The sequence below is a fragment of the Saccharopolyspora sp. NPDC000995 genome, assembly GCF_053599315.1.
In genome coordinates, this window is record NZ_JBSFLZ010000077.1 from 1 (window position 1) to 26,798 (window position 26,798).

Annotated in this window: 27 protein-coding genes and 1 pseudogene; 8 read left to right on the forward strand and 20 right to left on the reverse strand. The window is 68.1% G+C overall.

The genetic code is table 11. From position 1 onward, the window contains the following. A pseudogene (locus tag ACWDKQ_RS22985) lies at window positions 1-313 on the forward strand (hypothetical protein); the annotation flags it as partial. Between the two features lie 259 nt (window positions 314-572). Here ACWDKQ_RS22985 and ACWDKQ_RS22990 read toward each other — a convergent pair. Further along, on the reverse strand, window positions 573-1,175 hold the full coding sequence (locus ACWDKQ_RS22990; protein ID WP_450140809.1) for a hypothetical protein: 603 nt from the start codon (window positions 1,173-1,175) through the stop codon (window positions 573-575). A 254-nt stretch (window positions 1,176-1,429) separates the two neighbouring features. Here ACWDKQ_RS22990 and ACWDKQ_RS22995 point away from each other — a divergent pair, with 254 nt between their 5' ends. Then, complete coding sequence (locus tag ACWDKQ_RS22995) at window positions 1,430-1,795, forward strand: hypothetical protein (RefSeq protein WP_450140843.1); 366 nt, start codon at window positions 1,430-1,432, stop codon at window positions 1,793-1,795. Here the strand turns inward: ACWDKQ_RS22995 and ACWDKQ_RS23000 are convergent. From ACWDKQ_RS23000 to ACWDKQ_RS23020, 5 genes are all read right to left on the reverse strand, one after another. Continuing rightward, a complete protein-coding gene (locus ACWDKQ_RS23000; protein ID WP_450140810.1) occupies window positions 1,703-2,362 on the reverse strand; it encodes a helix-turn-helix domain-containing protein in 660 nt (219 codons plus the stop codon). The two genes, ACWDKQ_RS22995 and ACWDKQ_RS23000, sit on opposite strands and share 93 nt — an antisense overlap. Further along, complete coding sequence (locus ACWDKQ_RS23005; protein WP_450140811.1) at window positions 2,328-3,812, reverse strand: aldehyde dehydrogenase family protein; 1,485 nt, start codon at window positions 3,810-3,812, stop codon at window positions 2,328-2,330. Before ACWDKQ_RS23005 ends, ACWDKQ_RS23000 begins: the two co-directional genes overlap by 35 nt. Window positions 3,813-3,830: 18 nt before the next feature. Then, window positions 3,831-4,643: a mycofactocin-coupled SDR family oxidoreductase gene (locus tag ACWDKQ_RS23010; protein ID WP_450140812.1), complete on the reverse strand. Its 813-nt coding sequence runs from the start codon at window positions 4,641-4,643 to the stop codon at window positions 3,831-3,833. Between the two features lie 64 nt (window positions 4,644-4,707). Beyond that, a complete protein-coding gene (locus tag ACWDKQ_RS23015; protein WP_450140813.1) occupies window positions 4,708-5,256 on the reverse strand; it encodes a MaoC family dehydratase in 549 nt (182 codons plus the stop codon). Between the two features lie 8 nt (window positions 5,257-5,264). Beyond that, complete coding sequence (locus ACWDKQ_RS23020) at window positions 5,265-6,029, reverse strand: SDR family NAD(P)-dependent oxidoreductase (RefSeq protein ID WP_450140814.1); 765 nt, start codon at window positions 6,027-6,029, stop codon at window positions 5,265-5,267. Between the two features lie 116 nt (window positions 6,030-6,145). Between ACWDKQ_RS23020 and ACWDKQ_RS23025 the strand changes: the two genes are divergently transcribed. Continuing rightward, window positions 6,146-6,979: a FadR/GntR family transcriptional regulator gene (locus ACWDKQ_RS23025; RefSeq protein ID WP_450140815.1), complete on the forward strand. Its 834-nt coding sequence runs from the start codon at window positions 6,146-6,148 to the stop codon at window positions 6,977-6,979. 6 nt (window positions 6,980-6,985) lie between these two features. On the opposite strand, the gene ACWDKQ_RS23030 is transcribed toward ACWDKQ_RS23025, so the two are convergent. The 14 genes from ACWDKQ_RS23030 to ACWDKQ_RS23095 all read right to left on the reverse strand — a co-directional run bounded on the left by ACWDKQ_RS23030 (window position 6,986) and on the right by ACWDKQ_RS23095 (window position 21,832). Next, window positions 6,986-7,843 carry an SDR family NAD(P)-dependent oxidoreductase gene (locus tag ACWDKQ_RS23030; protein WP_450140816.1) on the reverse strand — a complete coding sequence of 286 codons (858 nt, stop codon included), beginning with the start codon at window positions 7,841-7,843 and terminating at the stop codon, window positions 6,986-6,988. A gap of 2 nt (window positions 7,844-7,845) precedes the next feature. Beyond that, window positions 7,846-8,877 carry an ABC transporter permease gene (locus ACWDKQ_RS23035; RefSeq protein WP_450140817.1) on the reverse strand — a complete coding sequence of 344 codons (1,032 nt, stop codon included), beginning with the start codon at window positions 8,875-8,877 and terminating at the stop codon, window positions 7,846-7,848. Continuing rightward, a complete protein-coding gene (locus ACWDKQ_RS23040) occupies window positions 8,874-10,415 on the reverse strand; it encodes a sugar ABC transporter ATP-binding protein (protein ID WP_450140818.1) in 1,542 nt (513 codons plus the stop codon). The genes ACWDKQ_RS23035 and ACWDKQ_RS23040 overlap by 4 nt, the downstream gene beginning before the upstream one ends. A gap of 14 nt (window positions 10,416-10,429) precedes the next feature. Further along, complete coding sequence (locus ACWDKQ_RS23045; RefSeq protein WP_450140819.1) at window positions 10,430-11,572, reverse strand: sugar ABC transporter substrate-binding protein; 1,143 nt, start codon at window positions 11,570-11,572, stop codon at window positions 10,430-10,432. A gap of 150 nt (window positions 11,573-11,722) precedes the next feature. After that, a complete protein-coding gene (locus ACWDKQ_RS23050) occupies window positions 11,723-13,099 on the reverse strand; it encodes an MFS transporter (RefSeq protein WP_450140820.1) in 1,377 nt (458 codons plus the stop codon). A 38-nt stretch (window positions 13,100-13,137) separates the two neighbouring features. Further along, window positions 13,138-13,356: a ferredoxin gene (locus ACWDKQ_RS23055; protein ID WP_450140821.1), complete on the reverse strand. Its 219-nt coding sequence runs from the start codon at window positions 13,354-13,356 to the stop codon at window positions 13,138-13,140. A 29-nt stretch (window positions 13,357-13,385) separates the two neighbouring features. Then, window positions 13,386-14,615 (reverse strand): cytochrome P450, encoded by a 1,230-nt coding sequence (locus ACWDKQ_RS23060; RefSeq protein ID WP_450140822.1) that lies wholly within the window; start codon window positions 14,613-14,615, stop codon window positions 13,386-13,388. A gap of 295 nt (window positions 14,616-14,910) precedes the next feature. Then, window positions 14,911-16,110 (reverse strand): CaiB/BaiF CoA transferase family protein, encoded by a 1,200-nt coding sequence (locus ACWDKQ_RS23065; RefSeq protein WP_450140823.1) that lies wholly within the window; start codon window positions 16,108-16,110, stop codon window positions 14,911-14,913. Window positions 16,111-16,202: 92 nt separating this feature from the next. Beyond that, on the reverse strand, window positions 16,203-17,561 hold the full coding sequence (locus ACWDKQ_RS23070; protein ID WP_450140824.1) for an MmgE/PrpD family protein: 1,359 nt from the start codon (window positions 17,559-17,561) through the stop codon (window positions 16,203-16,205). After that, on the reverse strand, window positions 17,562-18,449 hold the full coding sequence (locus ACWDKQ_RS23075) for an HpcH/HpaI aldolase/citrate lyase family protein (protein ID WP_450140825.1): 888 nt from the start codon (window positions 18,447-18,449) through the stop codon (window positions 17,562-17,564). It abuts the gene before it with no gap. Continuing rightward, a complete protein-coding gene (locus ACWDKQ_RS23080) occupies window positions 18,446-19,291 on the reverse strand; it encodes an alpha/beta fold hydrolase (protein ID WP_450140826.1) in 846 nt (281 codons plus the stop codon). Before ACWDKQ_RS23080 ends, ACWDKQ_RS23075 begins: the two co-directional genes overlap by 4 nt. A gap of 14 nt (window positions 19,292-19,305) precedes the next feature. Beyond that, complete coding sequence (locus ACWDKQ_RS23085) at window positions 19,306-19,782, reverse strand: VOC family protein (protein ID WP_450140827.1); 477 nt, start codon at window positions 19,780-19,782, stop codon at window positions 19,306-19,308. Further along, window positions 19,779-20,555, reverse strand: a complete 777-nt coding sequence (locus ACWDKQ_RS23090; protein WP_450140828.1) for an enoyl-CoA hydratase/isomerase family protein — start codon at window positions 20,553-20,555, stop codon at window positions 19,779-19,781. Before ACWDKQ_RS23090 ends, ACWDKQ_RS23085 begins: the two co-directional genes overlap by 4 nt. Beyond that, window positions 20,552-21,832: an acetyl-CoA hydrolase/transferase C-terminal domain-containing protein gene (locus ACWDKQ_RS23095; protein WP_450140829.1), complete on the reverse strand. Its 1,281-nt coding sequence runs from the start codon at window positions 21,830-21,832 to the stop codon at window positions 20,552-20,554. Before ACWDKQ_RS23095 ends, ACWDKQ_RS23090 begins: the two co-directional genes overlap by 4 nt. An 80-nt stretch (window positions 21,833-21,912) precedes the next feature. Between ACWDKQ_RS23095 and ACWDKQ_RS23100 the strand changes: the two genes are divergently transcribed. From ACWDKQ_RS23100 to ACWDKQ_RS23120, 5 genes are read left to right on the forward strand one after another with little or no spacing between them, the layout of a single operon-like run. Beyond that, window positions 21,913-23,037: an amidohydrolase family protein gene (locus ACWDKQ_RS23100; RefSeq protein ID WP_450140830.1), complete on the forward strand. Its 1,125-nt coding sequence runs from the start codon at window positions 21,913-21,915 to the stop codon at window positions 23,035-23,037. Then, window positions 23,034-24,041 (forward strand): amidohydrolase family protein, encoded by a 1,008-nt coding sequence (locus ACWDKQ_RS23105; protein ID WP_450140831.1) that lies wholly within the window; start codon window positions 23,034-23,036, stop codon window positions 24,039-24,041. Before ACWDKQ_RS23100 ends, ACWDKQ_RS23105 begins: the two co-directional genes overlap by 4 nt. Next, entirely contained in the window at window positions 24,038-24,424 is a 387-nt protein-coding gene (locus ACWDKQ_RS23110; RefSeq protein WP_450140832.1) for a Rieske (2Fe-2S) protein, read from the forward strand. Before ACWDKQ_RS23105 ends, ACWDKQ_RS23110 begins: the two co-directional genes overlap by 4 nt. Beyond that, on the forward strand, window positions 24,421-25,596 hold the full coding sequence (locus ACWDKQ_RS23115) for an acyl-CoA dehydrogenase family protein (protein WP_450140833.1): 1,176 nt from the start codon (window positions 24,421-24,423) through the stop codon (window positions 25,594-25,596). Before ACWDKQ_RS23110 ends, ACWDKQ_RS23115 begins: the two co-directional genes overlap by 4 nt. A gap of 2 nt (window positions 25,597-25,598) precedes the next feature. Then, on the forward strand, window positions 25,599-26,795 hold the full coding sequence (locus tag ACWDKQ_RS23120; RefSeq protein ID WP_450140834.1) for an NAD(P)/FAD-dependent oxidoreductase: 1,197 nt from the start codon (window positions 25,599-25,601) through the stop codon (window positions 26,793-26,795). Window positions 26,796-26,798: the final 3 nt, after the last annotated feature.

A 26,798-nucleotide genomic window follows, 5' to 3' on the forward strand; every position in this document is an offset into this window, starting at 1 on the left:
GACCAGCGATGACCTGCCCGTCCTGGGCGATTTAGGCTACGAAGGCGAATCCGGCACCATCACCGTCGCCTTCAAGAAACCGAAAGGCGGCGAACCGGCGACGGCGCATCAAACCCCGCTGGACAGCTACACGCTGCGCCTGCTCACCAAGCAGGACGGCCGCCTGCCCGATCTGCCGGGGACCGATCCTGACCGCCGACCAACCGCCGCAGTCCCCCCACGAATGGGAACGGTGGTGGCAGCACGTCGTCCGACGGGCGATCAACGCCAACTACCTCACCCACCACGGACGGCCCAGCTCACCAGACGGTGACCACACCCGCCTCGTCCACGCGGCCTGCCAGCGCGAACTCCTCGCTCGCCAGCGCAGCCGCACAGGCTGCACTCCCACGCGGCCTTCGCGGCTTGCTTGCGTTGACTCGCGGTGAAAGCCGCACGGGCAGTGCTGAGCCGCGCGGTCAAAGGCGCCCGCCACAACACAGCCTCCTCGGCGCACGCCAGCGCGAAGCGGAACATGCGGCGAGCGTCTTCGTGGGCGTAAGCATCAAACGCCATGAAACCCGTGACGTGAGCTAGATATCCAACGGCTGAAAAAAGTCGTTCCGAACCCCTGAAACGCAGCGCCCATTGAGAAGCTCCGCGGAATAGCGCAGTTGCGCGGCCACGGCTTCCCGGACGAGTCCACCCCCGTATCGCGCATCCCAACCGCTGAAGGCTTGAGCGGCGGCACGGACGTCGGCCACCTCTGACGTGCCAACGACGGCTGGGACTGGAGTCGGCTCGGTAGGGGCCAGCATGTCAACGACCGACTGGCCAACTACGGCTGCAGCGCCAGCGCCGACGGCTGCACGCAAAAATTGCTGACGGTCCACGTCTGCCACCGTAGAACGACTTCGGCGGGGACGTCGAAACCCCAACTCCTGATCGGTACGGGCATTGAGTACTGCGCGTAGTGCTGCACGGCGGTCGTCGTCCTGCGGCCACCGGATCTTTCCCTGCTCCAGTTTTCCGATGTAGTTCGCGTCCAGCGCGATCACGCGGGGCGGGTTCGTGTGCTCGTAGACCCACGTGTTGACCAGGTCGGCGAGTTCCTGGCGCGACAGCGGTTCGCCTGTTGCGTTCGGTGATTCGCAGTGCTCACGAGCGCTGCGAAGTTGATCGTTGGGCTCAGGCACGGGTGATCTCCTAGACGGGGCCGAACGGGTCCATATTTGCACAATGAGTAATCGTCGTCACGCATGAGGATCCGGGTTATCCTCCCGCAACCCTCCCCTTGACAACCCGTTTGTGCGCCGTCCCGCGACCGCCAGATCACCAGCAGACTTGGCGGCATGCCGGGAATTCGTAGAGCGAGGACGAGAACTTGCGGGTGCGATGGGCAGGCAGCCGGTCCACGAACGCGGTTGCGGCAAGGGGAGGTATCGGCGCGATGACCATTTCGGCGCACATGCTGCCCGGGCTCGCAGCGCTGCCTGTGTGGCTCCGCCCGCACATCGAAGCGATCGAGGACACCCGCCGCGCTGGCTTCGTGTTCGTCTACCTGCCGAACCTGGCGAACATGACTACGTTGCAGGGGATTCTCAAAACGTCTGGCGCGCTGAACATCTACGGCGCGACCTCGACGTCGGACGCCGTTGCGGTGAGGTTTCGCCTGGACGAACTGGAGACACAACGGCCGCGGCCGTTGTGGCATACGCACGGTTCAGTCACCGATGTGGTGAGGGAGTTGATGCAACCGAACGCGGCCGGGATACCGGTGTCCCCGTGCGACCGTGTGGCTACGTGTGGCAGGTGAAGAGCGGCTGCTGGACACCACACGGGTGAGGCGTTGTACATCGCGATTGGCAAGCGGGTGCAGGCACTTGCGACTGTGGTCAGGCTCAACACGATGCCGTGCCGCACCCGGATCAGCTCGGCCACCGTCTTGGGGGTCCACACCAGGCTGGCCAGCCCGAACGCCGCTGGGGTGTTCGGCCACCGCGTACCGCAGCTTGCGCTGCTGGCGGGCACTCCATGCCTTCTGCTCGCCGGGCCTGCGGCCCCGACGATACCCGGTAAGACCCTTCGAACACTGTTTTCGCCACGCCTGCACCCATCTGGGCACCGACCGCGGGGCCACCGCGAACACCCTCGCCGCTTCGACCCGGGACGTCCCGCCATGGAAAAGCCGCGACCACCCTGCGCCGCAGATCCTCCTGCGCCTCAGGCGATAACCTCCGCGCGTCCCGCACACCAGCGCACATGCCAGACCAACGAAGATCACAACCCTGAGTTCCCGATCAATAACAACCAGCTCCGGAAACACCGCTCCCGTTACAGACCCCCGGTTACCCGAGGCTGCTTTGGAGGAAGCTCGCACCACCCGCCACGAGGATCTGCTTGATGTCGGTGAACTCCAGGATCCCTTCGGCCCCGCATTCGCGGCCCCAGCCCGAGCAGCGCACGCCGCCGAAGGGCTGGGTCAGGGACATGCCAGCGGTGTTGACCGCCACGGTTCCCGAGCGGATACGGCGCGCGATGTCGAGGGCGGCGCCGGTCGACGCGGCATAGACGGACGCGGCCAGGCCGTATTGCGTGTCGTTGGCGATCCGTACCGCGTCTTCGATGTCGTCATACGGGATCACGGACGTGACCGGGCCGAAGATCTCCTGGCGCGCGACCGCCATGTCGTTCGACACGTCGGCGAGCAGCGTTGGTTCGTAGAACCAGCCTTGCTCGAGATGAGCGGGCCGCTTCCCGCCCACGACGACGCGGGCGCCTGCCTGGCGTGCCGTCTCGACCACCGTCTCGGTGCGCTGCCTCGCCCGTTCGACGGCGAGTGGTCCTCTTTGGACATCGCGGTCGAGCGGATCGCCGATCCGCAGCCCGGAATAGTAGCTGGCCAGCGCACCCACGACCTCGTCGTACCGGGAGCGCGGGGCCACGATCCGGGACAGGCTCACGCAAATCTGCCCCAGAAAGGAACTCGCCCCCTCGGCGAGCGACTCCATCACGACATCCAGGTCGACATCGTCGGCCAGGATCGCTGGTGACTTGCCGCCCAGTTCCAGGATCGTGCGGGCGAGCCGGCTGGACGTGCGCTGGACGACGTCGACGCCGATCGAGACACCGCCGGTGACGGTCACGAGATCGACACCGTCATGGCCGACGAGGTATTGGGTGACCTCGGTGCTGGCGGGCAGGAAACTCAGCACACCTTCGGGAAGGCCCGCCTCGTGTGCCGCATCCGCGAGGATCCGAGCGGTCAACTGGGACTCGGGGGCGTGCTTCACGATCACCGGGCACCCGGCGAGAAGCGCGGGAACGACCTTCATCCCCATCAGCACGACCGGTCCGTTGTAGGTGAGCACCGCCAGAACGGTGCCGACCGGCTCGCGGCGCACGAGGGCGTCGCCGCGGTCCTCCTCCCACGGCAGGTCCGGGGCCAAGCCGACCGCGTGCCGCCACACGGCCACCCCGGCGCCGTCGTTCATCAGCTCACCATGCGCCAGTGGCGCGCCCGATTCGAGCGCCCAGGCGAGATTCAGCTCGCTCAGCCGGCGCTCGAACGCGTCGCACAGGCGCACGACAGCCTCGGCCCGCTCGCCCGGGGCCAACCACGGCCACGGCCCCTCATCGAAGGCTCGCCGGGCGGCGGCCACGGCGCGATCCGCGTCCTTAGTGGATGGTGCGGCGACCCGGGCGATCACCTCTTCCGTCGCGGGATTCACGACGTCGAAGGTCTCACTCGTCGCGGGCGTGACCCAGCCGCCGCCGATCGATAGCTCGCCGAAGTGGCCCGCGGGAATCTCAACGGTCTTCGCGACACTCATACCGGCTCCTCGTTGTTGTCAGCGGTTGCAGTTACCGGCGTCGACTTTGAGCTGCAGTCCCGTCACGTACTTGGCCTCGTCGGAGGCGAGGAACAGGACCGCGTTGCTGATGTCACGGGGCTCGAGCAGTTCGACTGGCAGGGAGTTGACGAACAGTGGGCCGAGGTCGGGGTCGCGCCCGATCAGGTAGTCCATGTCGCCCATGCCGGCGGTGACGAACGGGGTGTTCACCCCGGTTGGATGCACGGAGTTCACGCGAACACTGTGTTTCGCCAGCTCGTTGGCCATCATGTTCACGATGCCCACGACGCCGTGCTTCGCCGCGACATAGGGTCCGAGCCACGGGGTGCCCTTCAGGCCCGCGGTCGAGCTGGTGCAGATGATCGATCCGCCGCCCGCGTCGATTAGGTGTGGCGCGCCGGCGACCATCGTGTTCCAGACACCGGTGAGGTTGATGTCGAGCGTCTCCTGCCAAACCTCGGGGGTGGTTTCGTTCCAGTTCTGCCAGGTGCCGACACCGGCGTTCGCGACGACGACGTCGAGCCTGCCCAGCTGGGCGACCCCCGCGTCGACCGCGGATTTCAGGCTGGCCGCGTCGCGGACGTCGACTTTGGCGGTGACGATGTGCCGGTCCAGAGCCTCGACTTCTTTCCTGGTCTGCTCGAGATCGGCTTCGTTGGCCATGTCGTAGGTGACGGTCGGGAAGTTCGTGCAGGCGTCGAGCGCGATGATGTCCGCGCCCTCCTCGGCGAGCCGGACCGCGTGGCTTCGCCCCTGCCCTCGCGCCGCGCCGGTGATGACTGCGACCTTGCCGGCCACGCGTCCGCCCATTGCTCACTCCCTTGTGATTAGCAAATTATGCGGATGGATCGGTTGGAACGATTCTTACATGCGTTCACATGGTGGTCAACGGCGTCACCGGGAACGAGAGTGGACCGACCTTGGCGACAGGGAAGTAGCCTTGCCCGACGCCACTTTCCCGGCTGGGCAGGAGCGCCGCACGGTTCCAGGACATGATCTCGTCGCCGTCCTGGTTGAGCCCCCGCGTGCGCATCGACACGATGCCGAACCCGGGGCGCGAAGCGCTCGGCCGCAGCCCGGTGCAGATACTCTCGGCGTAGAGCGTGTCGCCGACGTACACGGGATGTGTCAGCTTCAGGTCGTCGATGCCGAGGTTCGCGACGGCGTTCTGGCTCATGTCGAGCACGCTCAGCCCCAGCACGACCGCGATGGTCAGCCCGGAGTTGACGATGATCCGCCCGCCCGACACCGGGTTCTGCTGGGCCAGGTGCGCGTTGAAGTGGTTCTGGTTGGTGTTGCACGTCAACAGCGTGAACCAGCTACAGTCTGCTTCACCGATCGTGCGGCCGAACGGATGCTGGTAGATGTCGCCGATGACGAAATCCTCGAAATAGCGGCCGAGGGCCGCCTCGTGCACGGTCATGATTCCTCTCAATACCCCTTGCCGGTGCACCAGCCGCCGTCCACGAGCAGTTCGGCACCGTTGACGAAATCCGCGGCGGGCCCGCACAGGAACCGCACCGCCGAGCCGATATCGGCGGGACTTCCCCAGGTCTCCGCCGGCGTGTTCTCGACGATGACCCGGGTGAACTCCGCGTCGTCGAAGTAGCTGCTGTTCAACGGGGTTCGCACCACACCGGGCGCAACAGCGTTGCAGTTGATGCCGGATCCGGCCAGTTCCAGCGCGATCGACTTGGTCAGCATCGCCAGCCCAGCCTTCGACACGTTGTAGGCCGAACGGTTCTTGAACCCCAGGGTGGCCGCGGTGGAGGTGATGTTGACGACCTTGCCGCCGCCGCGCTCGATCATGTGCGGGATCACGGCCTGGCAGAGCAGGTACGGCGCGGTCAGGTTGACGTCGAGTGTGGCCCGCCATTGTGCCGGCGACTGGACGAGAAACGGCGAGATCGACCGCACGCCGGCGTTGTTGACGAGAATGTCCAGTGCGCCGAACCGTTCGATCACCTGCTCCGGGAGACGGTGCACCTGATCGGCGTCCGCGAGGTCGGTGACGAAATGCCCGACGCTTCCCGGCTCCCTCCCGGCGACCTCTTCCGCTGCCGCGGCCAGGCCGTCGCCATTGATATCGACGAGGGCCAGGCGCGCACCCGCTGCGCGCAGTGCATGGGCGATCCCCACCCCGAGCCCCTGGGCGGCGCCGGTGACGATGGCAACCTTCCCGGTCAGTTCACTCACGGTCAAACCTCCTCGACGACGGCTCAACTATATCTACTATCCGCATAATTAGATAGCGACAGGGATCTCCCGTCCGTGCAGCCACGACAGGATCGGTCTTCGGTACCATGCTATTCATGGCTAAGAAAACCATGGACCAACGCGCTGGCGGGGGAAAGGGCCGGAAGCCGGCCGCCCCCGAGACGCCGGCACCGCCATTGGCCGAGCTCGCGTTTTCGGCCGGCGCCCTCTCGCGTGGCTCCAAGGTATCCGAGCGCATCGCGAGCGCACTGGTCAATGACATCATCGAGCGTGGGCTCGGCCCCGGCGACCGCCTGCCGAATGAGGCCGTCATGTCCGAATACTTCGGCGTCGGGCGGGGTTCGGTGCGCGAAGCGCTGCGGTTGCTAGAGGTGCATGGGCTCATCAGCCTGGTGACCGGCCCGAAGGGCGGACCGGTGATCGTGGCCGTCGACCCGCGGTACGTCGCCCGTACCCTGTCGCTGTACCTCAGCCTGCGCGGCGCGACGATCGAAGAACTGGCGCACACGCGGCTGTTCATCGAGCCGCACGTGGCCAGGCTGGCAGCCGAGAACCTGTCTCCGGACCGTTCTGCTCGACTCGAGGCCGCGCTGGCCGCAGAGGAAGCGGTCGCGGGCGGCGACCACAACTATATCGAAGCGGCGAACGAGTTCCATTACGTTATCTCGACCATGTCCGGCAACCGCGTGCTGGACCTGGTGGCGACCGCGCTGAAGGAGCTCTACACCGGGCCGATCGTGGGCGGTGGGGTCGCCCGGGTGACGACCGACCCGAGCATCCGGCTGGAGCACCGCGAGATCGGGGAGGCGATCCTCGCCGGTGACGCGGACCGTGCCGAGGACCTCATGCGCGAGCACATGAACTACTACCTCGGCAAGATCCGGGACACCGCGCCGAGCTTCCCCGCTACCCGCATCACCTGGTCCTGACGGCGGCTACCCGGCGTCTTCTATGTTCGCTAGCTGGGACCACATCATGATGGGGAACACCGCGGTGGTGCCGCCGTCGACGGGCAGGCTAGTCGCCGTCACGTAGCGGGACTCGTCGCTGGCGAAAAACAAGGCCGCATAGGCGACATCCCATCCGGTGCCCTCGGTGCCGAGCATCGTCGCTCGCGCGCGCCGGATCCGGGTGGCCCGGCCCGCCGCGAGATCGTTGTCCCAGCCGCGGAAACCCAGCCCCATCGGGATCGCGACGTGGCCGGGTGCGACGTTGTTGACCCGGATCCCCTGCGGCCCCTCGTGAAACGCCATCGCACGGCCCAGGCCGTCCAGCCCGGCTTTGGCCGCAGAGTACGCCTGGCCACCACCCGCCTCGTACGCCGCGATCGAGCTGATGTTCACAATGGACCCACGCCCCCGCTGCCGCATGGAGGGCAGCACCGCGTCGGACATGAGCTTGGCGGCCTTCAGGTTCAGCGTCACGATCGCGTCCCACAACGCCTCGTCCGCGTCCTGCTCGGGCGGCGCGATGGCGGCGTTGTTCACAAGCACATCGACACCGCCGTAGGTACGCTGCGCCTGCTCGGCCGCGGCCCGGCACTGCGCACCATCGGTGATGTCGGCGGCGACGACGGTCGCTTCGGCTCCCTCGGCCTCGACCGCTGCGAGGGTGTGCGCCGCCCGGTCCTGGTCGCGGTCGAGGATCACCACATTGGCGCCCTTAACCGCGAACAGCACGCAGATGGCCGCACCGGTGCCCGCCATGTCCCCGCTCGAACCACCGCCGGTAACGATGACCGTGCGGTCGCGCAGGCGGCCATCTCGGATGATTTCCGGAACTTCGAGAGACATGCTCAGTCCTTTCGTGCCATCGCGACCGGTTCGGCCGGGTTCGGGGGTGTCTCCCGGACACGAGAGAGGCGTCGGGCAGCCCGGCCGGGCAGCGCGCGCCGCTCGCGGGCGGCCAGCGCAACGGCCGCGATCAGGGCGAGCCCGTTGAACAGCGCGGCGACCCACTGCGCCCCGGACACCAACTGCAGGCCCTGGACGCCAGTCGCGATCACGAAGATCGCCAGCAACGTGCCCCACACGTTGCGCTTGCCCGGCGTCAGCTGGGTGGATCCGAGGAACACCGCGGCGAACGCCGGCAGCAGCAGCGAGTTGCCGAAGCCGAGCGACGGCCCGGTCAGCGACACGAACAGCACACCGCCGAGACCGCAAATCCCGCCGGAGGCGGTGAGCGCGATCCAGGACCATTTGTCGACTGCGACTCCGGACAGCCGGGCCGCCTCCGGATTGCTTCCGGTGGCGTAGATGTAGCGGCCGGCCGGGGTCTTCTCCAGCACCCACCACAGCACGAGGGCCAGGATGATCAGGTAGACGACCACGTACTGGAAACCGAAGACGTCGTTCTGTGTCATGCCGTTGAAGAACGCGGAGTCCACGGGCAACGGCTCCTCGTTGCCGGTGACGACGACGAGAAGCGCCGCGAGGACCGAGCCCATACCGAGCGTGCCGACGAAAGAGTTCACCTTCAGCTTCACCACGATGAAGCCGTTGACGAAGCCGACGGCGATCCCGGCGGCAATCCCGAGCAGCGTCGCGGGCACGGCGCCCATGATCCCCTTGAACTGCACGATGACTGCGATGATGCCGGCCAGGTTCGCGGTCGCCCCGACGGACACGTCGAACTGGCCGGCGGCCATCGCGACCAGCAGCCCGAGCGCGATGACGCCCGCGACGGCCTGGGTCGAGGCGAGCAGGTGCACCGTCGACATCGTCGGGAACGTCGCCGGCGCCGCCAGCGAGAACACGGCAATAAGCAGGGCCCACAGATAGAGGCCGCTGAACCGGTCGAAGCCGAGCGTGAATCCCCTGCTGGTCATCTTTCCGTCCCTGAACTCGAAGTCACGGCTTGGTGGGAGCTGCGGTTGATCTCTCGTTCGGTGACGTCGTCGCCGCACAGATCCTCGGCGACCACGCCGTCGCGCATCACCAGCACCCGGTCGCACAGCGTCGCCAGCTCCTCGACGTCGGTCGAGCTGACGACGACGACCGCACCGGACTCGGCCGCCTTCAGGATCTGCCGGTGGAGCTCGGCTTTCGCGCCCACGTCGACACCCTGCGTGGGTTCGTCCAGCAACAGCACCTTCGGTTCGAGCCGGAGCCACTTGCCGAGCAGCACCTTCTGCTGGTTCCCGCCGCTGAAACTGCTCAGCGGCAGCCGGATACCGTCACCCGGCCGCACCTGCAGTCGCCCGAACCAGTCGCGCACCTCGGCCGACTCGCCGCGCTTGGACAGCCACCCGCGGGCCCAGAACGTCCGCAGACTAGGGAGTGTCAGGTTCTCCGCGGCGGGCAGGGCCAGGCAGCCGCCGCTGACCTTCCGGTCCGGTGGCAGGTAGCCGATCCCTGCGGCGATCGAGCCGCCCGGCGATGGCCGGATCTCCCGGCCCGCCAGCAGAACATGCCCCGATTCCCTCGTGGTGGCACCAAAAACGGCCGCCAGCAGGGACTCCCGGCCGGAACCGGTCAACCCGTACACACCGAGGATCTCGCCGCTCGCGGCGCCGAGGTCCACCCCGCGGATACGGCCGGCGCGCAGGTCGCGGACCACGAAGGATGCGCCGTGGCCGGGCGCCGGCCGGCGGGCTTCCCGGCGCACACCTTCGAGTTCGCCGCCGACCAGGTGGTGCACCAGCTTCGGCCGTTCGATCTCCTCGACCGCCGAGGTCGTGACGAGATAACCGTCGCGCAGCACGCTGACCGCGTCCGCGAGCCGGTACACCTCGTCGAGAAAGTGTGTGACGTAAAGGATCGCGACCCCCTGCCCGGCCGCTCGCCGCAACGTCCCGTGCAGATGGTCTACCTCTTCCGCGGGCAACGTCGCCGTGGGCTCGTCCAGGACGAGTACGCGGGCACGTTCGTCGCTCGCGAACATCGCCCGGGCCACGGCGACACCCGTGCGCTGGGCCGGGGTCAGCGCCGCGACGGGCACACCCGGGTCGAGATCGAGCCCGACCGCGTGCAGCGCCGCGGCACACCGCCGCCTGGCCGCGGCCGCCCGCACGGTCCCGAACCGGGTGGGGAAGCCGTGCCCGAACAGCAGGTTGTCCACAATGGAGCTCGCATCGACGAGGCCCAGATCCTGATGGACGAACCGGAGCCCTAGCCGGTGGGCGGACTCGGCCGAGCCGGGCGGCAACGGCTGCCCGGCCACCAGCACGGTTCCGCCGGAATCAGGCTGGTGGAACCCGGACAGCACCTTGATCAGCGTCGACTTGCCCGAACCGTTCTGGCCGAGCAGCGCGTGGATCTCGCCTGGCGCGATCCGCAGCTCGAACGGGTGCAGCACGGTCCTGCCGTGGAAGGACTTGGCCACGCCGTCGATGTGCAGTGCCGGTGCGACGTCGGTGTCGCTCACCCGCGGTCCCACGCTCAGCCGACCTTCCAGAGCTTCAGGTACTGCTTCAGAGCGTCGGTCGGGTACCGGTACGGCGCGGTGACGTCCTTGGCGTTCTGCGGCGTCACGATCTGGAACGGCGGGACCACGACCGCCGCCGGCTCCTTGGCGATCGCGCGTAGCGCGGCGTCCATGTCGCCGTAACCGATCACGTTGTACGCCAAGGCGGTCCACGCGGACTCCGTGCCGTCATGCAGCGCATTGAGCGCGCCCTCGTCCAGCGACCGCCCTCCGACCTTCACGTCCTGGTGCCCCGCGGCCTTGAGCGCGGGCAGGATTCCCTTGGACCACTGTGCGTTGTCGAAAAACAGGTAGTTGTAGGACGGATCGGTCCGCAACTTGTTCACCGCACTCGGGACGATCTGGTTCTCCGACACCTGGTTGAGCGTCGCCTCGAGGATGTCCACCTCGCACTCGGCGCATTTCGCGGACGCCTCGGCCGAGAAGGCGTTGACGAACGCAGCCAGCGACGGGATGGCTTTCACGTTGGTGAACAGTGCCTTGCCCTTGCCCCCGGAGTCGGCGATGAACCAGTCGGCGAACGCCCGGCCGGTGGCCTCCTCCAGCTCGCACCCTGCCGCGCCTGCGACGACCGGCGCCTTGGTGTCGTTCGGGCAGACCGAGCCGACGACGAGCGGGACACCCGCGTCGCGGTAGGCCTGCAGCGTTGCTTCGCCGAACGTCGCGGGCGCGTTGCCGGCGATGATGACCGCGTCGGGTTTGCTCGCGAGCGCCGTGCGTAAGGCAGCCTGCAGCGTCGCGGGATTGCCGCTGTCGTAGGAAACGCTCTGGTAGCCGTAGCCGAGTGCCGTCGCCGCCTCCTGCACCCCGCCCGCGATCAGTTGGGTGGCTGGCAGCCCGCTGTTGGCGAAGACGATCTTCTTGCCCGCGGGTACAAGGCCGGTGAGACCGGTCGTCTGCGTGATGGTCGTGGGCGCGGCGGTGTACTTGTCGACGACCTGCTTGGCCGCCGCTGCGTCCGCGGGGGTGCCTCCGGACCTCGCCTGGTCGGCGGGGCCGGCGCACGCCGCGAGGACAGCGCAGGCGGCCACGGCAGCGGCGGCCCAGCGCAGCCGCGCTTTCGGTCCCCCCGAACCTCGGACAGTTCCTGTTTTCACATCGACCTCTCTTCTCGGTGGCTGGCGGGTAACCGCGGCAGACCATCGGATGTCGGAGGGAGCCCGTTCTTCCAGCGAGTGCGCGGACGAACGTATTTATCCATACTATGCGCAATAATTGGCCCGTCGAGCGAGCAAGTCCAGGGCCCGTTACCATTCCGTAATATTGCCGTCCAGTGGATCCACTCGGCGCGCAGCGGTACGGCGTACCAGCCACACCGCGACGGCCACCGCGGGCATGGTCAGGATCGTGAACAGGCCGAACGTGCGGGTGATCTCGGGCGCGGTGACGAACCCGCTGCCGCCTGCACCGGCCAGCGCCGCGACGGCGAGCTGCGCCCCAGTCGCCGCGCCGACGACCCGGAACAGTCCATTGAGGCCGGATGCTTCGCCGGTCCGCGCCGCGGGCACCGCGTCGATGATCAGGTTGCTCACCGCGGCCTGTGCGGCGGCCACGCCCGCGAACGCCACCAGGACGCCCAGCGCGACCTCCGGCTGGGTCGAGTGCCACACCGTGAGCGAGGCCAGGCCGGCGGTAGTGGTCGCCGTGCCACCGAGCAAGAACAACCCGTGACCGAGACGCCGGGTGACCCGTCCCGACACGACGCCCACACCGACCATGAGCAGCGAGCCTGGGACGAGCAGGAGGCCGGCGCGCGTCGCCGAGACGCCCAGGCCCGCGCCACCGGCCTGGGCGTACTCCGTCACGATCACCATCACCGCGAAGTTTCCGGCACCCACCAGGAAAGTGACCAGGTTCGTCAGTGCAACCCGGACGATCCGGGCGGTCCGGATGTCGAGAAACGGGGCCGGAGCGCGATGCTCGGCCCAGGCCAGCGCCGCCAGCGCCACAACCGCGGCCCCCGCCAACCCCAGCGTCAGGGGATCGCGCCAGCCGGAATCACCGGCGCGTCCCAGCGCCAGCACCGAAAACGTCACGACGGCGGTCAGCGCGGCCATACCGGGAAGGTCGAGCCGGGACGGGCTCCGCGCGCCGGCGCGCGGCAGGCAGGCCAGCACGCCGAGCAAGGCGAGTGCCGAAAGCGCTGCCGTGGTAAGGAAAAGGCACTGGTACGACGACGCGTCGATGAGCGCCCCGCCGACTGGAAGCCCGAGCGCACCACCGATTCCGGTGAAGGACGCGAGAATGCCCACTCCGCGCGCCCGCTCTCGCGCCGGGAGGACTTCGCGGGCGAGACCGAAACACAGCGAGAACACCCCGCCGCCCGCGCCCTGGATCACCCGGCCGAGTAGCACAATGCCGAACTCGTCGATGGTTCCGGCGAAAATCCCGCCCAGCACGACAAGCGCGAGCGCGAACAGCAGCACCGGCCGCCGGCCGTGGATGTCGCCGAGCCTGCCCAGCAGCGGCAGGCAGATGCCGGCGACCGCGAGGTTGCCCGACAATGCCCAGGTGGCCGCGGAGAGGCTGATGCCGAACTGCGTGGCGATGGGCGGGAGCGCCGGGACCGCCGCGCCCTGGGTCAGGGCGAAAGACAGTACCGCGAGCGCCAGTGCGGCGAGCACTCTCGCACCGGAGCTGTCCGGGCCGTTACCGGTGGCATTCAGTGCCCGGGCGCCTTGTCCGCGTAGCCGAGCGCGGCCACGGGACAAATCTCGATTGCCCGGTCCACGACCTCGCGGTCGGCCGGGTCGAACGAGTCGCGCCGCAGCACGACCGTGCCGTCGGCGTCGCTCTGGTCGAAGTAGTCCGGGGCCACCTCCGCGCAGTTGCCTGCGCCCATGCAGCGCTCGTGGAAAACTTCGATCTGCGTGCCTGTCATTTCGTCGTCCTTCGCTTCGTCGCGGGGTGTCACCAGGTGACAGGGAGTTCCTCGACCCCATAGATGAGTGCGTTTTTGAATCGCAGCTCCTCGACCGGTACTGCGAGCCGCAAACCGGGAAAACGTCGGAACAGCCGACTGAAGACCGCCTGCAGCTCCACGCGGGCCAGTGCCTGCCCGAGGCACTGGTGCACGCCGTACCCGAACGCCAGATGCCCCCGGGCGTCGCGGCGGACGTCGAACCGGTCGGGCTCGACGAACACCGCCGGGTCCCGGTTCGCCGCCATGATCGGCGCGACCACCCCGTCACCTGCGTGGATGCACCGGCCGCCGACCTCCACCTCATCGACGGCGAGGCGGAACCCGACGTGATGCGCCACCGACAGGTAGCGCAGCAGCTCCTCGACAGCACCCGGCACCAGCTCGGGATCCTCCTGGATCCGGGCCAGCTGCTCGGGGTGTTCGAGCAGGGTGAGCGTGCCAAGCGCGATCATGTTCGCGGTCGTGTCGAACCCGCCGACCAGCAACAGGTGCAGCATGTGCTGCAGTTCCAGCCGGGTGATCTCGCCGGTCAGCAGGTGGTTGCGCACCAGCCGCGAAACCAAGTCCTCGCCGCGACCGTCCCTGCGTTCTTCGATGAGCCGGTCGAAGTAGTCGAGCGCGTCGGCGCCGGCGGCGCTGGACTCCTCCGGCGTGCTGTCCAGACTCATCCAGCGGTTGACCCGGTCGAGGAAGAAGTCGCTCAGCTCCGGCGGCAGGTCGAGAATCTTCACGATCACGTTGGCTGGCACGGGTTGCGCGAGCTTTTTGACGAGGTCGACCGGTTTAGCCGAGGCCTCCATGTCCGTGAAGCACTGCTCCAGCATGGAATCCATGAACGGCTTGAGCGCGCGGACCTGCTTGACCGCGAAGTCGGCCGTCAGCATCAGCCGGTGCCGGTCGTGGTTCGGCGGGTCCATCCGCACGAAGTTCTTCTGCCCGCCGCGCTGGGCCACCGCCGTCTCGCTCGACTGCGGGAACCCTTCGCGCGAGGTGTCGGAACTCAGCCGCTTCGCGTCGCCGAGCAACGCCCGGACATCGTGGTAGCGGGTCGCGAGCCAGGCCGGCTCGCCGTTCCACAGGGTCACGCGGGTAACCGGCTCGGCCTCCCGGATCTCGGCCAGCGCCGGGGGCGGATCCAGCGGGCAGCCCCGCTTCCGCTCGAACGGCCAATGATAGTTGGAAACACCTGTGGCCGACTGGGGTTCGGACACCGTCATTGGGGCCTCCAGCGGGGCATTGATCTCAGATAACTATACGAAAGGATCGGATCGAAAACCATCGGTTCGGGACACCTCCGTGTGCAGTCGGCGGGGCTCAGCGGCACGAGTGGCGGCCAGGCCCACGAGGTGGCGATGGTCGCGCCGAAGGCGACAGCGGACGACAGGTGCCCGCTGGTCTTGATGAACTTGCCCGCGTAGGAGAAAGCCATGTAGAAGACCACGGAATGCAGCACGTCGATCCCGATCGCCGGATGGATGACGTCACGCGAACCTCCAGCGCCGATGGCCGGCCTCAGATGTGCCCGGCCTGCTGGAGAGCCGTGAGTTCGTCATCGCTCTTGCCCAGGTAGTCGCGGTAGACGAGAGCGTTGTCTTCGCCGAGCGCGGGCGCGGTGCGCCAGACCGAGCCGGCGTGGTTCGTCAACCGCGGCACCACGTTCTGCATCCGCACCTTGCCGAGATCGGGGTCCTCGACCGTGACGATGTTCTCCCGCTCGCGGAAGGTTTCGTCGGCGAGGATGTCCTCGACGGTGTAGATCGGCGAGGCGACCACCTCAAGCTTGTGCATGACCCGCAGGCATTCCTCCAGTGGCCGCTCGGCGATCCAGTCGCGCACCAGCCCGTCCAGGCGGTCGGCGTTGCGTGCCTGGTCGGCACGGGTCGCGTACTCCTCGGACGGTTCCCCGACCAGTTCGGCGACCTTGGAGACGCTGCGCGGCGTCCCGGAGGTCACGGTCAGCCAGCGCCCGTCGCTGGTCTGGTAGGTGTTGATCACCGCGGCCGGTGCCGCGGCCAGCTTGTTGCCGACGCGCATCGGTGGTTCGCCGAGCTGGTCGTGGAAGATGACCTGCCATTCGATGAGGCGGAACAGCCCGTCGTAGAGTGCAAGGTCGATCCACTCGCCGGCGAAGCCGGGATCGGCGTCGCGCCGGTACAGCGCCGCCATGATCGCGTAGGCACCCATCAGCCCGGTGACCGAGTCGCCGTGCGAGAACCCGGTGTGCACGGGCGGTCCGTCGGGAAAACCCGTCAGGTGCACGACCCCGCTCATCGCCTCGCCGACCTTGCCGAACCCGGGGTCGTTTCGTTTGGTCGAGGTCGCGCCGAACCCGGTGACCTGCAGGACGATCAGCCGCGGGTTGATCGCGTTGAGGGACGCGTAGTCGAGACCCCACTTCTCCAATGTGGACACCCGGAAGTTCGTGATGACGACGTCGGCCCACTCGGCGAGTTCGCGGGCGACGGCGCGCCCCTGCTCGGTCCGCAGGTTCAGGGTGACCGAGCGCTTGTTGCGTGCGGCGACCTTCCACCACAGGTGTGTCCCGTCCCGGGCCGGTCCGGCGCCGCGCTGCGGGTCGCCGTTGCCCGGGTCCTCGACGTGCACCACGGTCGCGCCGAGGTCCGCGAGCAGGGTGCCGGCGAGCGGGCCCGCGATCACGTGCGCGAATTCGACGACCTTCAGTCCCGCCAGTGCGCCGGTACTCGTGCTCACTTGGTTCCTCCCGACCTAACGTTCTTGTCGATACATATTATGCGCATAAATTGGCGGAGACGCAATGGCCACTCCGGCCCGAGAACCCGCGCTCAGGCGCTGGGTGCGCGCAGCGCGAGGGTCAGTTCTCGGAGATCCGCAAGACTTTCCAGCTTGTCGATGAGCCGCGCGACGCGCGCGGTCTCGCTGCCGAGCAGAGGCTCGGCCCGCCGGAGAAACCGCTCTCTGATCTCGGTGGCAGACGGGAACAACAGCTCGCCGATGCCGGTTTTGTGCGCAAGCACGATCGGTGGCCTTCCGGTGACCCGGATCTCGACGGTGACCGAATCGTCTTCGGCCGGAACCAGGTCCACACGTTTGGCGACGGCGACGACGTCCTCGTCTGCAAACGCGGCCTGGTAGTAGGCCGGGTCGTCGACGGCCTGGCCGAGCACGGCGGCGGCCGCGGTGAACCGTGCCGACATCTGCGCGGACAGCATGTTGCCGAAGGGAGGTTCCCGGGAAACCCCTGGGCTGTCAAGACCGTGGGTGCCCTTGCGTGGTCTGCACACGGTGACGCCCTCGATCCCCTCGGCCGGCAGCCCGCCGGGTACCCCGGCGACGATGAGCCCGATCGTGAGCTGGTTCTGCAGGCACGCCGCGAAGGGTTTGGTGCCCAGGCGCGTGATCGCGTAGTCATCCGAATGCTCGCCCAGATCACCGGCCGGCGGCACGAGACCGCCGAAGGTCTGGAAGAACCCGAACTCGCCCTCAAGACTCGCACGCGAAGTGTGGGTCCCGGCCCGGCCCAGTCGCGCGGCAAGCAGGCCGTTGCGCGCCGCGATGCCCGCCTGCGCGTACGGCTCCATGGTTCCGTCGAAGATGCCCTGCGTCGTGCCCCCGGCCATGGTGGCCGCCACGTCGAGCGCGGCGCCGATCTGGTCGTCGGTGCTGCCTTCGACGGCCGCCGCGGCCGCAGCCGCGCCGAACGGACCCATCACGGCGAGCGGTCGGAACCGGCGGCTCACGATCTCCGGCGGCGCGACCAGCCCGATCCGGCCCACCGCCTCGTATCCGGCGATCAGCGCGAGCAGGAACCGCTGCCCGCTCGCACCGGCTCGCTCGGCGGCGGCCAGGGCGGCCGGGATGACGTACGTGCCCGGGTGACTCCCGTCCCGTAACCCGCCCGGCCCGCAGTCCTCCTGCAGGCTGCTGTGCCCGATGACGCCGTTGACGAAGGCTGCGTCATCGGCGGTGACACCCTCCTGCCGGGCGATGACGGTGCACGGCCCGGCCGAGGGCTGCACGGCTTGCCACGCGACGCTGGCCGGGGGAAGGGTGCTGCTGCGCAGGGAGACGCCCAGCGCGTGAAAAAGGCGGCTGCGCGCCGCCTCGATCGCTGCATCCGTGACGTCGCCACGAATAATGGCGCCGATCCGGCCGGCAAGCTGCGCGGTCAGTCCACTGTCCATCTAGGATACTCCTGCCCGCGCCAGCACCAGTCCCGCCACGCGGTAGTCGGGGTTGGTGATGACCTTCCCGTCGAGCACCGCCGCTGGCTCGTTCTGGGCCAGCGCCGTCTCGTAGGTGCGGCAGACCTCGCGAGCGTGCTCGATCTCGTCCGGGCTCGGCGACATCGCCTCGTTGACGATGTCCAGGTGTGCCGGGGAGATCGCGATGAGCGCGGTATAGCCCAGGTCCCGCCAGCCGCGGACGAACGCGCGCACCTTGGCGAGATCGCGGTACTCCGGGATGAGCGTGCCGCCGGTGCAGAACAGCCCGTACGCCGCGGCAGCGACCGCGATCTTCGTTCGTGCGTAATGGTTCGCCGGCGCCCACAGGTCGTCGCCGGACTCGGCGAACGGGCGGGAGCCGACGTCGGCGGCGTAGTCGACGTAGCCGAAGTGCAGGCCCGCCACTGCGTCGGCGCTCGCGATCCGGTCCAGTTCGATCATTGCGCGGGCGGTCTCGATCATGACGTGCAGGCCGTGCCGGTTGCCTGAGCGCTCCAGCAAGCCGCGCGCCTCGGTCAACTCGTCCGCGGTCTCGATCTTCGGGTAGCAGACGAGGAAATCGCCGGGCGCATCCGCGAGCGCGGCGAGGTCGTCGCGGCCCCACAGCGTCGCCAGGTTATTGACCCGCACGATGATCGTCCGGTCTCCGAAGTATTCCGGCTCGGCGAGTGCCTCGACGATGCGCTCGCGCACCAGTTCCTTGGTGTTCGGTGCCGCCGAATCCTCCAGGTCAATGAGGATGCCGTCGGCCGCGACGGTGGGCACCTTCGACCAGTACTTCTCGGTCAGGATGGGCACTTCGAGCAGGCTGCGCATCCGCGCGTACTCACGGCGGCCGTCGCTCATGCCTCCTCCCGCAGGAACTTCCGCAGTACGTCGGTGAACTCGTCCGGACGTTCGCGTGGCACGTAGTGGCCGGTGTCGAACCAGCAGGCGTCCGCGTTCGGCATGGTCGCCAGCATCTTCTCGACGACTTCTTCGTCGAGAACGTTGCTGCGCTTGCCGACCATCAGCAGAGTCGGCATGGTGAGCTTCTCCGACATCTGCCACAGGTAGGCGACGTCGGGCAGGCTCGCCGATCCGGTGATCCACTGGATGTCCGGGTCGGCCTTGGGCACGAGCTTGCCCGCCCAGTTGCGCCGCAGCTGGTACCGGATGTGCAGATCGATGAACTCCGGCTGCCACTCGGGATGCCAGCCGAGGTAGAACTCCCGTGCCTCGGCCTCGCTGCGGAAACCGCGGAGGTTCGTCGTGGCAGTGATGAAATCGCGCATCGCGATCGCGCCGGACTTCGAGTTCGCCGGCCCGGCATCCGACAGCGCGAGACTGTGCACTGTTTCCGGCTTTTCCCCGGCGACCGCGATCGCGACCCGCACGCCCGCCGAGTGACCGACCAGGCGCACCGGTGCCAGCGCGAGCGCGTCGATCAGACCGTGCACGTCGCGCGCCATCGAGTGCACGCGGTAGCCCGCGCGAGACCAGTCGCTGTCTCCGTGGCCGCGCATGTCCATGCAGACGACGCGGTAGTCGCGGGCGAGCACGCGCGCTACCGGATCCCAGGTATGACACTGCACATTGAGCCCGTGCAACATCAGCACCGGCGGCGCGGACGGCGAACCCCACTCCGTGTAGTGGATCTTCAGGCCGTCCAGTTCGAGCCAGCCATCCTCGAATTCTTCCCTGCTCATCCAGGCTCTCCTGTTCACTTCGTGGTCGCGGTCGACAGCGTCCGGTAGCTCGTGCTCACGATCTCGACGATGTTGCCCCAGGGGTCCTCGCAGTAGCACACCAATGATCCACTGTGGACATCGTGCACCGCGGTCCGCTGCCGCCCGCCCGAGGAGACGATGCGCTGGATCGTGCTGTCGAAGTCGGGCACGGTCAACGCGATGTGGTGCGGGCCGATCCGCCAGTAGGCGAAATTGTCGTCGGGCTCGCGCACCGGCGGATCGAGGAACTGGAATAGCTCGACGCCGCCGCCGTTCGACGTGCCCAGGTGGGCGAGTTTCATCGCACCCCACCGGGTTCCGAACACGTCGGCACGTCGCCCGGCGCCGGTCGTCGTGGTGTCGCAGTGCATCGGCCCGGCCAGGAGCTCAAGGCCGAGCACCGAGGTGTACCACCGCACCGCCGCGTCGATATCGCCGACAGTGACGCCGACGTGGTTGATGTCTGTCATGTCCCTGCTTCTTTCTCGTGCGAAACCTGCCCGGCCTTGAGCCCGCCGAGATGCCAGTGGGCGCAGCCTTCGACCCCAAGCCCGTGGCTGAGGCCTTCGCCGAAGTTCCGGCGGAACCCGATGCTCGCGGCCGCTTTCGCGTACCGCAGCACGGCCAGTTCGCGTGCGGCCAGCTCCCGCGCCAGCTCCCAGGCGCGCGGCAGTAGCTCGTCCGCCGGAAGCACCTCATTGATGAACCCGATGCGCCGCCCCTCCTCCGCGTCGATCGTGGCACCGGTGAGTAGCCAGTACTTCGCACGAGTCGGCCCGAGTAGCTCGCCCCACACGAGGTTCACGCCGTCGCCGGGAACGGTGTCACGGCTGGCGAAATGCGCCCGGTCCGCGAACTCCGCAGTGGTGCTCGCGAGCACGATGTCGGCCATCACGGGGATTTCCGAGTGGATGGTCACCGGCCCGTGCACCGCGCTGATGACCGGAACCTCGATATCGTCGAGGTTCTTGAGCATCCGGCGGCCCTCCCACCAGATTCGGTCCCAGCCGACCCCGGTGAAACTAGTGACGTCCAGCTCAGTGCAGTACCGATCTCCGGTGCCGGTGATCAGCACGACCTTCGTGCCGTGGTCGGCGCCCACCCAGGCGAATGCCTCGGCCAGTTCGCGATGGGTGGTCGCGCTCCACACGAGCGGCCCGCCGCCGGTGTGGACCCGGAGCTCGGTGATGCCGTCCCGTGCGGTGACGGCGATGGTCTGCCATTCAGGTCGATTTATGCTCATGAACTGCAATGGTTCCGTTCCGGGAGCGGGTGGGCAACAGCTGCTGACAGCGCGGGGCGGTCGGCCGGATGGGCCACGGCGATCAGCGCGGCCGCTTTCTCGCGTGCCGTCCGGCCGCGGAGCCAGGCGGTGCCGTGTTCGGTCACCACGACGTCGATCTCAGCGCCCGGTGAGGTCGGGATGTGCGGGGCGGGCAGGCAGGCGACGATGCGGCTCCGTCCTTGCCGGGTGCGTGAGGGCAGGGCGAGCACGGCGGCGCCGCCCGGGCTCGCGTGCGCGGCCCGGACGAAATCGGCCTGCCCGCCGCCGGAGGCCACACGCACCCCACCGGTGAACTCGGCGTTCGTCTGCCCGGCCAGGTCGATCTCGAACGCGGAGTTGACCGCCCACAGCCGTTCCTGTGCGAGCAGCCGGTCCGGCGCGTGCGTCTGGGCGACTGGCTGGAGGGCGAGACCGGGGCACTGGTGCGCCGGCCAGTCGAGGACGCCGGTGGCCACGTGCCATCCCGGCTCCGCCGTTTTCCGGTGGCCGGTCACGACTCCGGCCGCGATGAGCTCGCGGATACCCGCGGACAGGATGCCCGAATGCACGCCGAGGTCCCGCTTCGTCCGCAGGTGCGGGATGACCGCCTCCGGCACGGCGCCCAGTCCCAGCTGGACCGTCGCCCCGTCCGGGACGAGGCTTGCGACCGCGTGCCCGATCGTCTCCTGCTCGGCGCTGAACCGGATCGTGCGGCGGGGTGTGCTCGCCGGACCGTGCACGACCGCGTCCGCCCGGTCGAGCGGAACCGGTTCGGGCCCGGCGAACGTGTGCCCTGGGACCACTTCCAGCCCGACCTTGCACCCGGTGCGAAGCGCGGCCGGCGTGTACCCGACCATACCGCCGAGCGCGACGTGCTCCGGTTTCGCGGTGGCCACAACCCGGGCGAGGAGGATGTCGACCGGGATCTCTCCGGTGCCGATGAGCCGATCGACATCCCACAGCGACTGGGGCAGGTAGTCGATATGCGGGCTCCAGCGTTTCGGGATCGCTCCGGCCACGGACACCAGCTGCAGGCGGCCTTCGAGCACGTCGTGCTCGGCGGCTTCGTCGAGAAAGGCGAGCGAACCGGTCAGATCGGCGAAAAGCACCGTCAACCCGATGTCGGCAGCTCGGGCCGCGTCGATGACCGCGGCGAGGAGACCGTCCGGCTGTTGCGGCCACATCGCCGCCAGGACGACGGCCCGCGTGCGTCCGGCGAGCAGCCGCGATGCGTCGATCGCGTGCTCCGTTGTCATCACTACCTCTTGCCTCTTCGTCAAATTGGTCCGTACTATACGTATAAATATTCGGAACCGCCAGAGCTGGGAGAACCGAGATGACTGCCGTGGCCCAGGAACCGGGCACGATCCCGCCGATCGTCGACTGCGACGTCCACCCGCTCATCAAAAACGTCGGCGACGTGCTGCCGTACCTGTCGCCGTCCTCGCGCAGGCGGTTCGAGACCCGCGGGATCCGGACCTACGCCCGCGCCCGCGATCGGTACAACCACCCCAACCGCACGTACCGGATCGACGCGCTGCCCGAATCCGGCGGCCCGGCGGGCTCCGACCGGGAATTCACGCTCACCCACCACATCGCGCCCTACGGCATCGCAACTGCCCTGCTGCTTCCCCAGGAGCCGTACGGCGTCACGGCCTGGGGCGACGCGGAGGCGGCCGCGGCCTTCTGCTCGGCGGCGAACGCGTACTTCCTCGACACCTGGGTCGCGCACGACGACCGGTACGCCCTAGCGATCACCATCGCGCCCCACGACCCGTACGCGGCGGCGGACGAGATCCGCCGGCGCGGGCGGGAGCCGGGCGTCGTCGGCATCCAGCTGCTCCTGCGCGAGCAAATGCTGGGCTCGCGCTGGTTCGACCCCGTCTACGAGGCGGCCTGCGAGCTGGAACTGCCGATAGTGCTGCACCAGAGCGGCAGTGAGGGGTGCTACGTCACGTCTCAGACGGTCGCGGGTGGAGTGCCGCGTTCCTACGGGGAACGCCACGCGGTGCTCACCCAGGTCGGCGCCGCAAACGTGGTCGACATGATCGCCGGCGGTGCGCTGGAACGGTTTCCCGCGCTGCGGATCGTCATGGTCGAATGGGGGTTCAGCTGGCTGTCCAGCCTGCTGGCCCGGATGGACCACCTGTGGGAACGGGATCCGAGCGCGGCGCCACTGGTGCGCAGACGCCCCAGCGAATACGTGGTGGAGCACTTCACATTCACCACCCAGCCGCTCGACGAGCCGGAGACGGCCACCGAGCTGAGGTCGCTGTTCACGATCCCGCATATCGACGAGATGCTGCTGTTCAGCTCGGACTACCCGCACTACGACACCGACGATCCCGGTTTCATCCTCAAACGGATCCCACCGGAAATGCGAGACCGGGTGTGCTACCAGAACGCCGTCGCCACCTTCGGCGCCAAGATCCTCCGCTCTGTCAAGGGAACCGCCGCATGATCGTCGACTGTGATCGCCACGCGGCCGTCCACCGCTACACCGAATTGTTCCCGTATATGACGCACGACTGGCGGAGACATTTCGAGCGCGACGAATGGCTCTCCTCGGTGAACCTCGGGCTGAACCATGTCCGGGTGGCCGAACAGTTCCGGCACGACGAGCCGGAACCGTATGCGCCCTCCGGGGACGAGTTCGCTCTGGTGTTGCCCCATCAGGGTCTGGCGGTGAACGGCTGGGCGGACCGCGTCGCCGCCACGACCTTCCTGGCCGCGCTCAACTCCTACGGCGAAGACCATTGGGCCTCCGGAACGAGCCGGCCCGTGGTCGTGGTCAGCCCGCATGACGCGCAGTGGTCGGCCACCGAGATCCGGCGCAGCGCGGCGAACGGCAAAGCCGGCGGGGTAGCGCTGCCGCTCGTGCCTGAGACACTCGGTTCTCGCACCTGGGACCCGATCTACGCCGCCTGCACCGAAACCGGGCTTCCGCTCGTGATCCACTACTCCGGGGTCGAAGGCAACTACCTCGGCGCCGCAGCACTTTCCGGTGGCGCGCACAGCAGCGCATTCGCCCGGCTGACGCTGATGCCGCATCTCGCAGAGTCGAGTATCGCGAGCCTGACCTTCGAGGGAGCGTTCGCTCGTTTCCCCGGACTGCAGGTGCTTTTCAGCGGTTTCGGCTTCACCTGGCTGCCGTCGCTGCTGTGGCGGATCGACCGGGAGTGGCGCACGTTCCGACACGACGTGCCTTGGGTGACGAGCCCACCGAGTGAGCGCGTCGCGACGAACATGTGGTTCACGACCTACCCGATCGCCGAGGCCGCCGCCCGCAGGGAATGGGAACCTGGCCTGACGGACACCCATCGCCGACGGCTCGTGTTCGGCTCGCACGCGCCGTTCGGCGGGGACACCCCGGCGGAGATCCAGCGCGTGCTCGACGAGGACTGGGCGCGGCGGCTCATGGCGAACGGCGCGGCTCTCGTCGGCGCGGAAGTGGGTGCCCGATGACCGAGTACCACATCGGACGGCTGGCGGAGCTTCCGCTGCGAAAGGTGCACAAGGTGGAGGTGGCCGGCCGCACGGTCGGCGTCATCCGCACCGAAGCCGGGGTGTTCGCCATCGGCGACCGGTGCCCGCACCAGGGCGGGCCCATGTGCTCCGGATACGTCACCGGGACGATGCTGCCGTCGGCGCCGGACCAGTACGTATACGGCGAGGATGGCATGGTCATCCAATGTCCTTGGCACGCCTACGAATTCCGCGTCGACACGGGGGAGAGCGTCGGCGGTGTCCTTCGTGGACGCGTGCCCACCTACCGGGTCGACGTCCGCGACGGCGAGGTCTACTGCGCCCTCGTCCGCGCCACACCGAAACGAGAGGGCCGAGCATGACCGACCTGACCACCGAACAGCGGGACATCCTGGCGCTGGTCCGGGAGTTCGTCGACCGTGACGTGCTGCCGAACGCGTCACGGCTGGACCACGGCGACGAGTTCCCGGAGACGATGGTCGAGACGCTGCGCGAGATGGGGTTGTTCGGGATCACCATTCCCGAGTCCTACGGTGGCCTCGGGCTGGACTTCGTCACGTACGCGCTCGTGGTCAAGGAGCTGTCGCGAGGCTGGATCTCGTTGTCCGGGGTGATCAACACGCATTTCATGGCCGCCTGGATGATCGAGAACTTCGGCACTGGAGAGCAGAAGGCGAAGTTCCTGCCGCGGATGGCGGCCGGGGAGCTGCGCTCGGCGTACTCAATGACCGAGGCACATGCGGGCTCCGACGTGCAGGCGATCCGTACCCGGGCGCGCCGCGACGGCAATGAATACATTGTAGATGGTCAGAAGATGTGGTCCACCAACGGTTTACGCGCAGGAATGGTCATGTTGCTGGCGGTCACCGATCCAGACGCGGAGCCCCGCCACCGCGGCATGACGGCGTTCATCGTGGAGAAGGAGCCCGGCGTCGCGCACCAGCCCGGTCTGACCGTCCCGCCGCAGCTGAAGAAACTCGGCTACAAGGGCGTCGAGTCGACCGAGCTGGTGTTCGAGGGCTTCCGCACCCCGGCTGCCTCCGTGCTCGGCGGTACGGACGGTATCGGCCAGGGCTTCAAGTACTTCATGGCGGCGGTCGAACTGGGCCGTGTGAACGTCGCCGCACGTGCCCTCGGCATCGCGACCTGTGCGTTCGAGACCGCGGTGAAATACGCCCAGCAGCGGGAGGCGTTCGGCAAGCTCATCAGCTCGCACCAGGCCATCCAGCTCAAGATCGCGCAGATGGGCACCGAGCTGCGCGCGGCCGAGCTGATGGTGCTCGACGCGGCCCGGAAGAAGGCATGCGGCGAGCGGGCCGACTTGGAGGCAGGGATGGCGAAGTTCTTCGCGACCGAGGCCGCTCAGAAGTCGGTGCTGGAGGCGATGCGGATCCACGGCGGGTACGGCTACTCGCAGGAGTACATCGTCGAACGGCTTTACCGCGACGCCCCGTTGCTGATCCTGGGTGAGGGCACAAACGAGATCCAGCAGCTCCTGATCGCGCGGCGGCTGATCGAACGGAACAGGATCTGACCATGCGACGTGTTGTGATCGCGGGCGCCGCCACAGCCGGGCTCAGCGCTGCTCGCACCTTGCGCCAGGCCGGCTTCGACGGGCGGATCCAGCTCGTCGACTCCGAACCCGCCTCCCCGTACCGGCGGCCCGAAGTGTCGAAGGGCATCCTGGAGGGCCGCATCGACGAGACCACCATCCGGACCCCCTGGCCGGATGACCTCGGCCTGGAGCTCGTCACCGCATCCTTGCGGCACGTGGATTTCGGCGCTCGCACGGTCGTCGCCGATGCGGTCACGCTGCCCTACGACGGCCTCGTGGTCGCGACCGGCTCCCTCGCCCGCCCGTCGCCGTTCCAGCAACTCGGCAACGTCTTTTCGCTGCGCAGCCTCGACGATGGGGTGCGGATGCATCAGGCGCTCGCGGGCGCCCAGCGGCTCGTGCTCATCGGCGGTGGCTTCATCGGGCTTGAGGTGGCGGCCGTGGCCCGCAAGCTCGGCCTGCACGTGACCGTGGTCGAGGCCGCCGAGGTGCCGCTCGGCCACGCGCTCGGCGCGGATTTCGGCGAGCACCTGGCTGCTCTCCATCGCGACCGCGGCGTGGAAATCCTTTGTGGACGGAGGGTGTCCGGTATCCACGGCGCCGGGACGGTGGAATCGGTGTCCCTGGCCGACGGGACACACCTACCGGCGGACATCGTGCTGGTGTCCATCGGTTCGGTCCCGGCCGTAGACTGGCTGGCCTCCTCCGGCCTCGACACGGCCCGCGGTGTGCCGTGCGACCGGACGTGCGCGGTACGGGGAACAACCGGCGTCGTCGCGGCCGGAGACGTGGCACACTGGTACAACCCGTTGTATCAGCGGCATGTCCGCGTCGAACACTGGACCAACGCGATCGAGCAAGGCACGTACGCCGCCCGCCGGCTGCTCGGCAAGCACGACCCGGAGGGCTTCGCCAGCGCCCCCTACTTCTGGTCGGACCAGTACGGGATGCGCCTGCAGAGCGTCGGTTCCACGACCGGGTATGACGAGACCGAAATCCTCTCGCGAAACGGAGAAAAGCTGCTCGTCGCGTACGGTAGGCAAGGCAAACTCATCTGCGTGGCGGGCCTGGACATGGGCACGACGGTCATGTCGTACCGCCACCTGGTCTCGGAACAGGCCACAATGGACGCGGTCCGTACGAAGGCACGCGAAAAAGAAGATACCGTCCACTCGTGACGG

Excerpts from the sequence above, each read along its gene's own strand:
- ACWDKQ_RS22995 (WP_450140843.1), top strand. The coding sequence starts at position 1,430 with ATGACCATTTCGGCGCACATGCTGCCCGGGCTCGCAGCGCTGCCTGTG.
- ACWDKQ_RS23005 (WP_450140811.1), bottom strand. The coding sequence starts at position 3,812 with ATGAGTGTCGCGAAGACCGTTGAGATTCCCGCGGGCCACTTCGGCGAG.
- ACWDKQ_RS23010 (WP_450140812.1), bottom strand. The coding sequence starts at position 4,643 with ATGGGCGGACGCGTGGCCGGCAAGGTCGCAGTCATCACCGGCGCGGCG.
- ACWDKQ_RS23015 (WP_450140813.1), bottom strand. The coding sequence starts at position 5,256 with ATGACCGTGCACGAGGCGGCCCTCGGCCGCTATTTCGAGGATTTCGTC.
- ACWDKQ_RS23025 (WP_450140815.1), top strand. The coding sequence starts at position 6,146 with ATGGCTAAGAAAACCATGGACCAACGCGCTGGCGGGGGAAAGGGCCGG.
- ACWDKQ_RS23030 (WP_450140816.1), bottom strand. The coding sequence starts at position 7,843 with ATGTCTCTCGAAGTTCCGGAAATCATCCGAGATGGCCGCCTGCGCGAC.
- ACWDKQ_RS23035 (WP_450140817.1), bottom strand. The coding sequence starts at position 8,877 with ATGACCAGCAGGGGATTCACGCTCGGCTTCGACCGGTTCAGCGGCCTC.
- ACWDKQ_RS23055 (WP_450140821.1), bottom strand. The coding sequence starts at position 13,356 with ATGACAGGCACGCAGATCGAAGTTTTCCACGAGCGCTGCATGGGCGCA.
- ACWDKQ_RS23060 (WP_450140822.1), bottom strand. The coding sequence starts at position 14,615 with ATGACGGTGTCCGAACCCCAGTCGGCCACAGGTGTTTCCAACTATCAT.
- ACWDKQ_RS23070 (WP_450140824.1), bottom strand. The coding sequence starts at position 17,561 with ATGGACAGTGGACTGACCGCGCAGCTTGCCGGCCGGATCGGCGCCATT.
- ACWDKQ_RS23075 (WP_450140825.1), bottom strand. The coding sequence starts at position 18,449 with ATGAGCGACGGCCGCCGTGAGTACGCGCGGATGCGCAGCCTGCTCGAA.
- ACWDKQ_RS23080 (WP_450140826.1), bottom strand. The coding sequence starts at position 19,291 with ATGAGCAGGGAAGAATTCGAGGATGGCTGGCTCGAACTGGACGGCCTG.
- ACWDKQ_RS23085 (WP_450140827.1), bottom strand. The coding sequence starts at position 19,782 with ATGACAGACATCAACCACGTCGGCGTCACTGTCGGCGATATCGACGCG.
- ACWDKQ_RS23090 (WP_450140828.1), bottom strand. The coding sequence starts at position 20,555 with ATGAGCATAAATCGACCTGAATGGCAGACCATCGCCGTCACCGCACGG.
- ACWDKQ_RS23095 (WP_450140829.1), bottom strand. The coding sequence starts at position 21,832 with ATGACAACGGAGCACGCGATCGACGCATCGCGGCTGCTCGCCGGACGC.
- ACWDKQ_RS23100 (WP_450140830.1), top strand. The coding sequence starts at position 21,913 with ATGACTGCCGTGGCCCAGGAACCGGGCACGATCCCGCCGATCGTCGAC.
- ACWDKQ_RS23105 (WP_450140831.1), top strand. The coding sequence starts at position 23,034 with ATGATCGTCGACTGTGATCGCCACGCGGCCGTCCACCGCTACACCGAA.
- ACWDKQ_RS23110 (WP_450140832.1), top strand. The coding sequence starts at position 24,038 with ATGACCGAGTACCACATCGGACGGCTGGCGGAGCTTCCGCTGCGAAAG.
- ACWDKQ_RS23115 (WP_450140833.1), top strand. The coding sequence starts at position 24,421 with ATGACCGACCTGACCACCGAACAGCGGGACATCCTGGCGCTGGTCCGG.
- ACWDKQ_RS23120 (WP_450140834.1), top strand. The coding sequence starts at position 25,599 with ATGCGACGTGTTGTGATCGCGGGCGCCGCCACAGCCGGGCTCAGCGCT.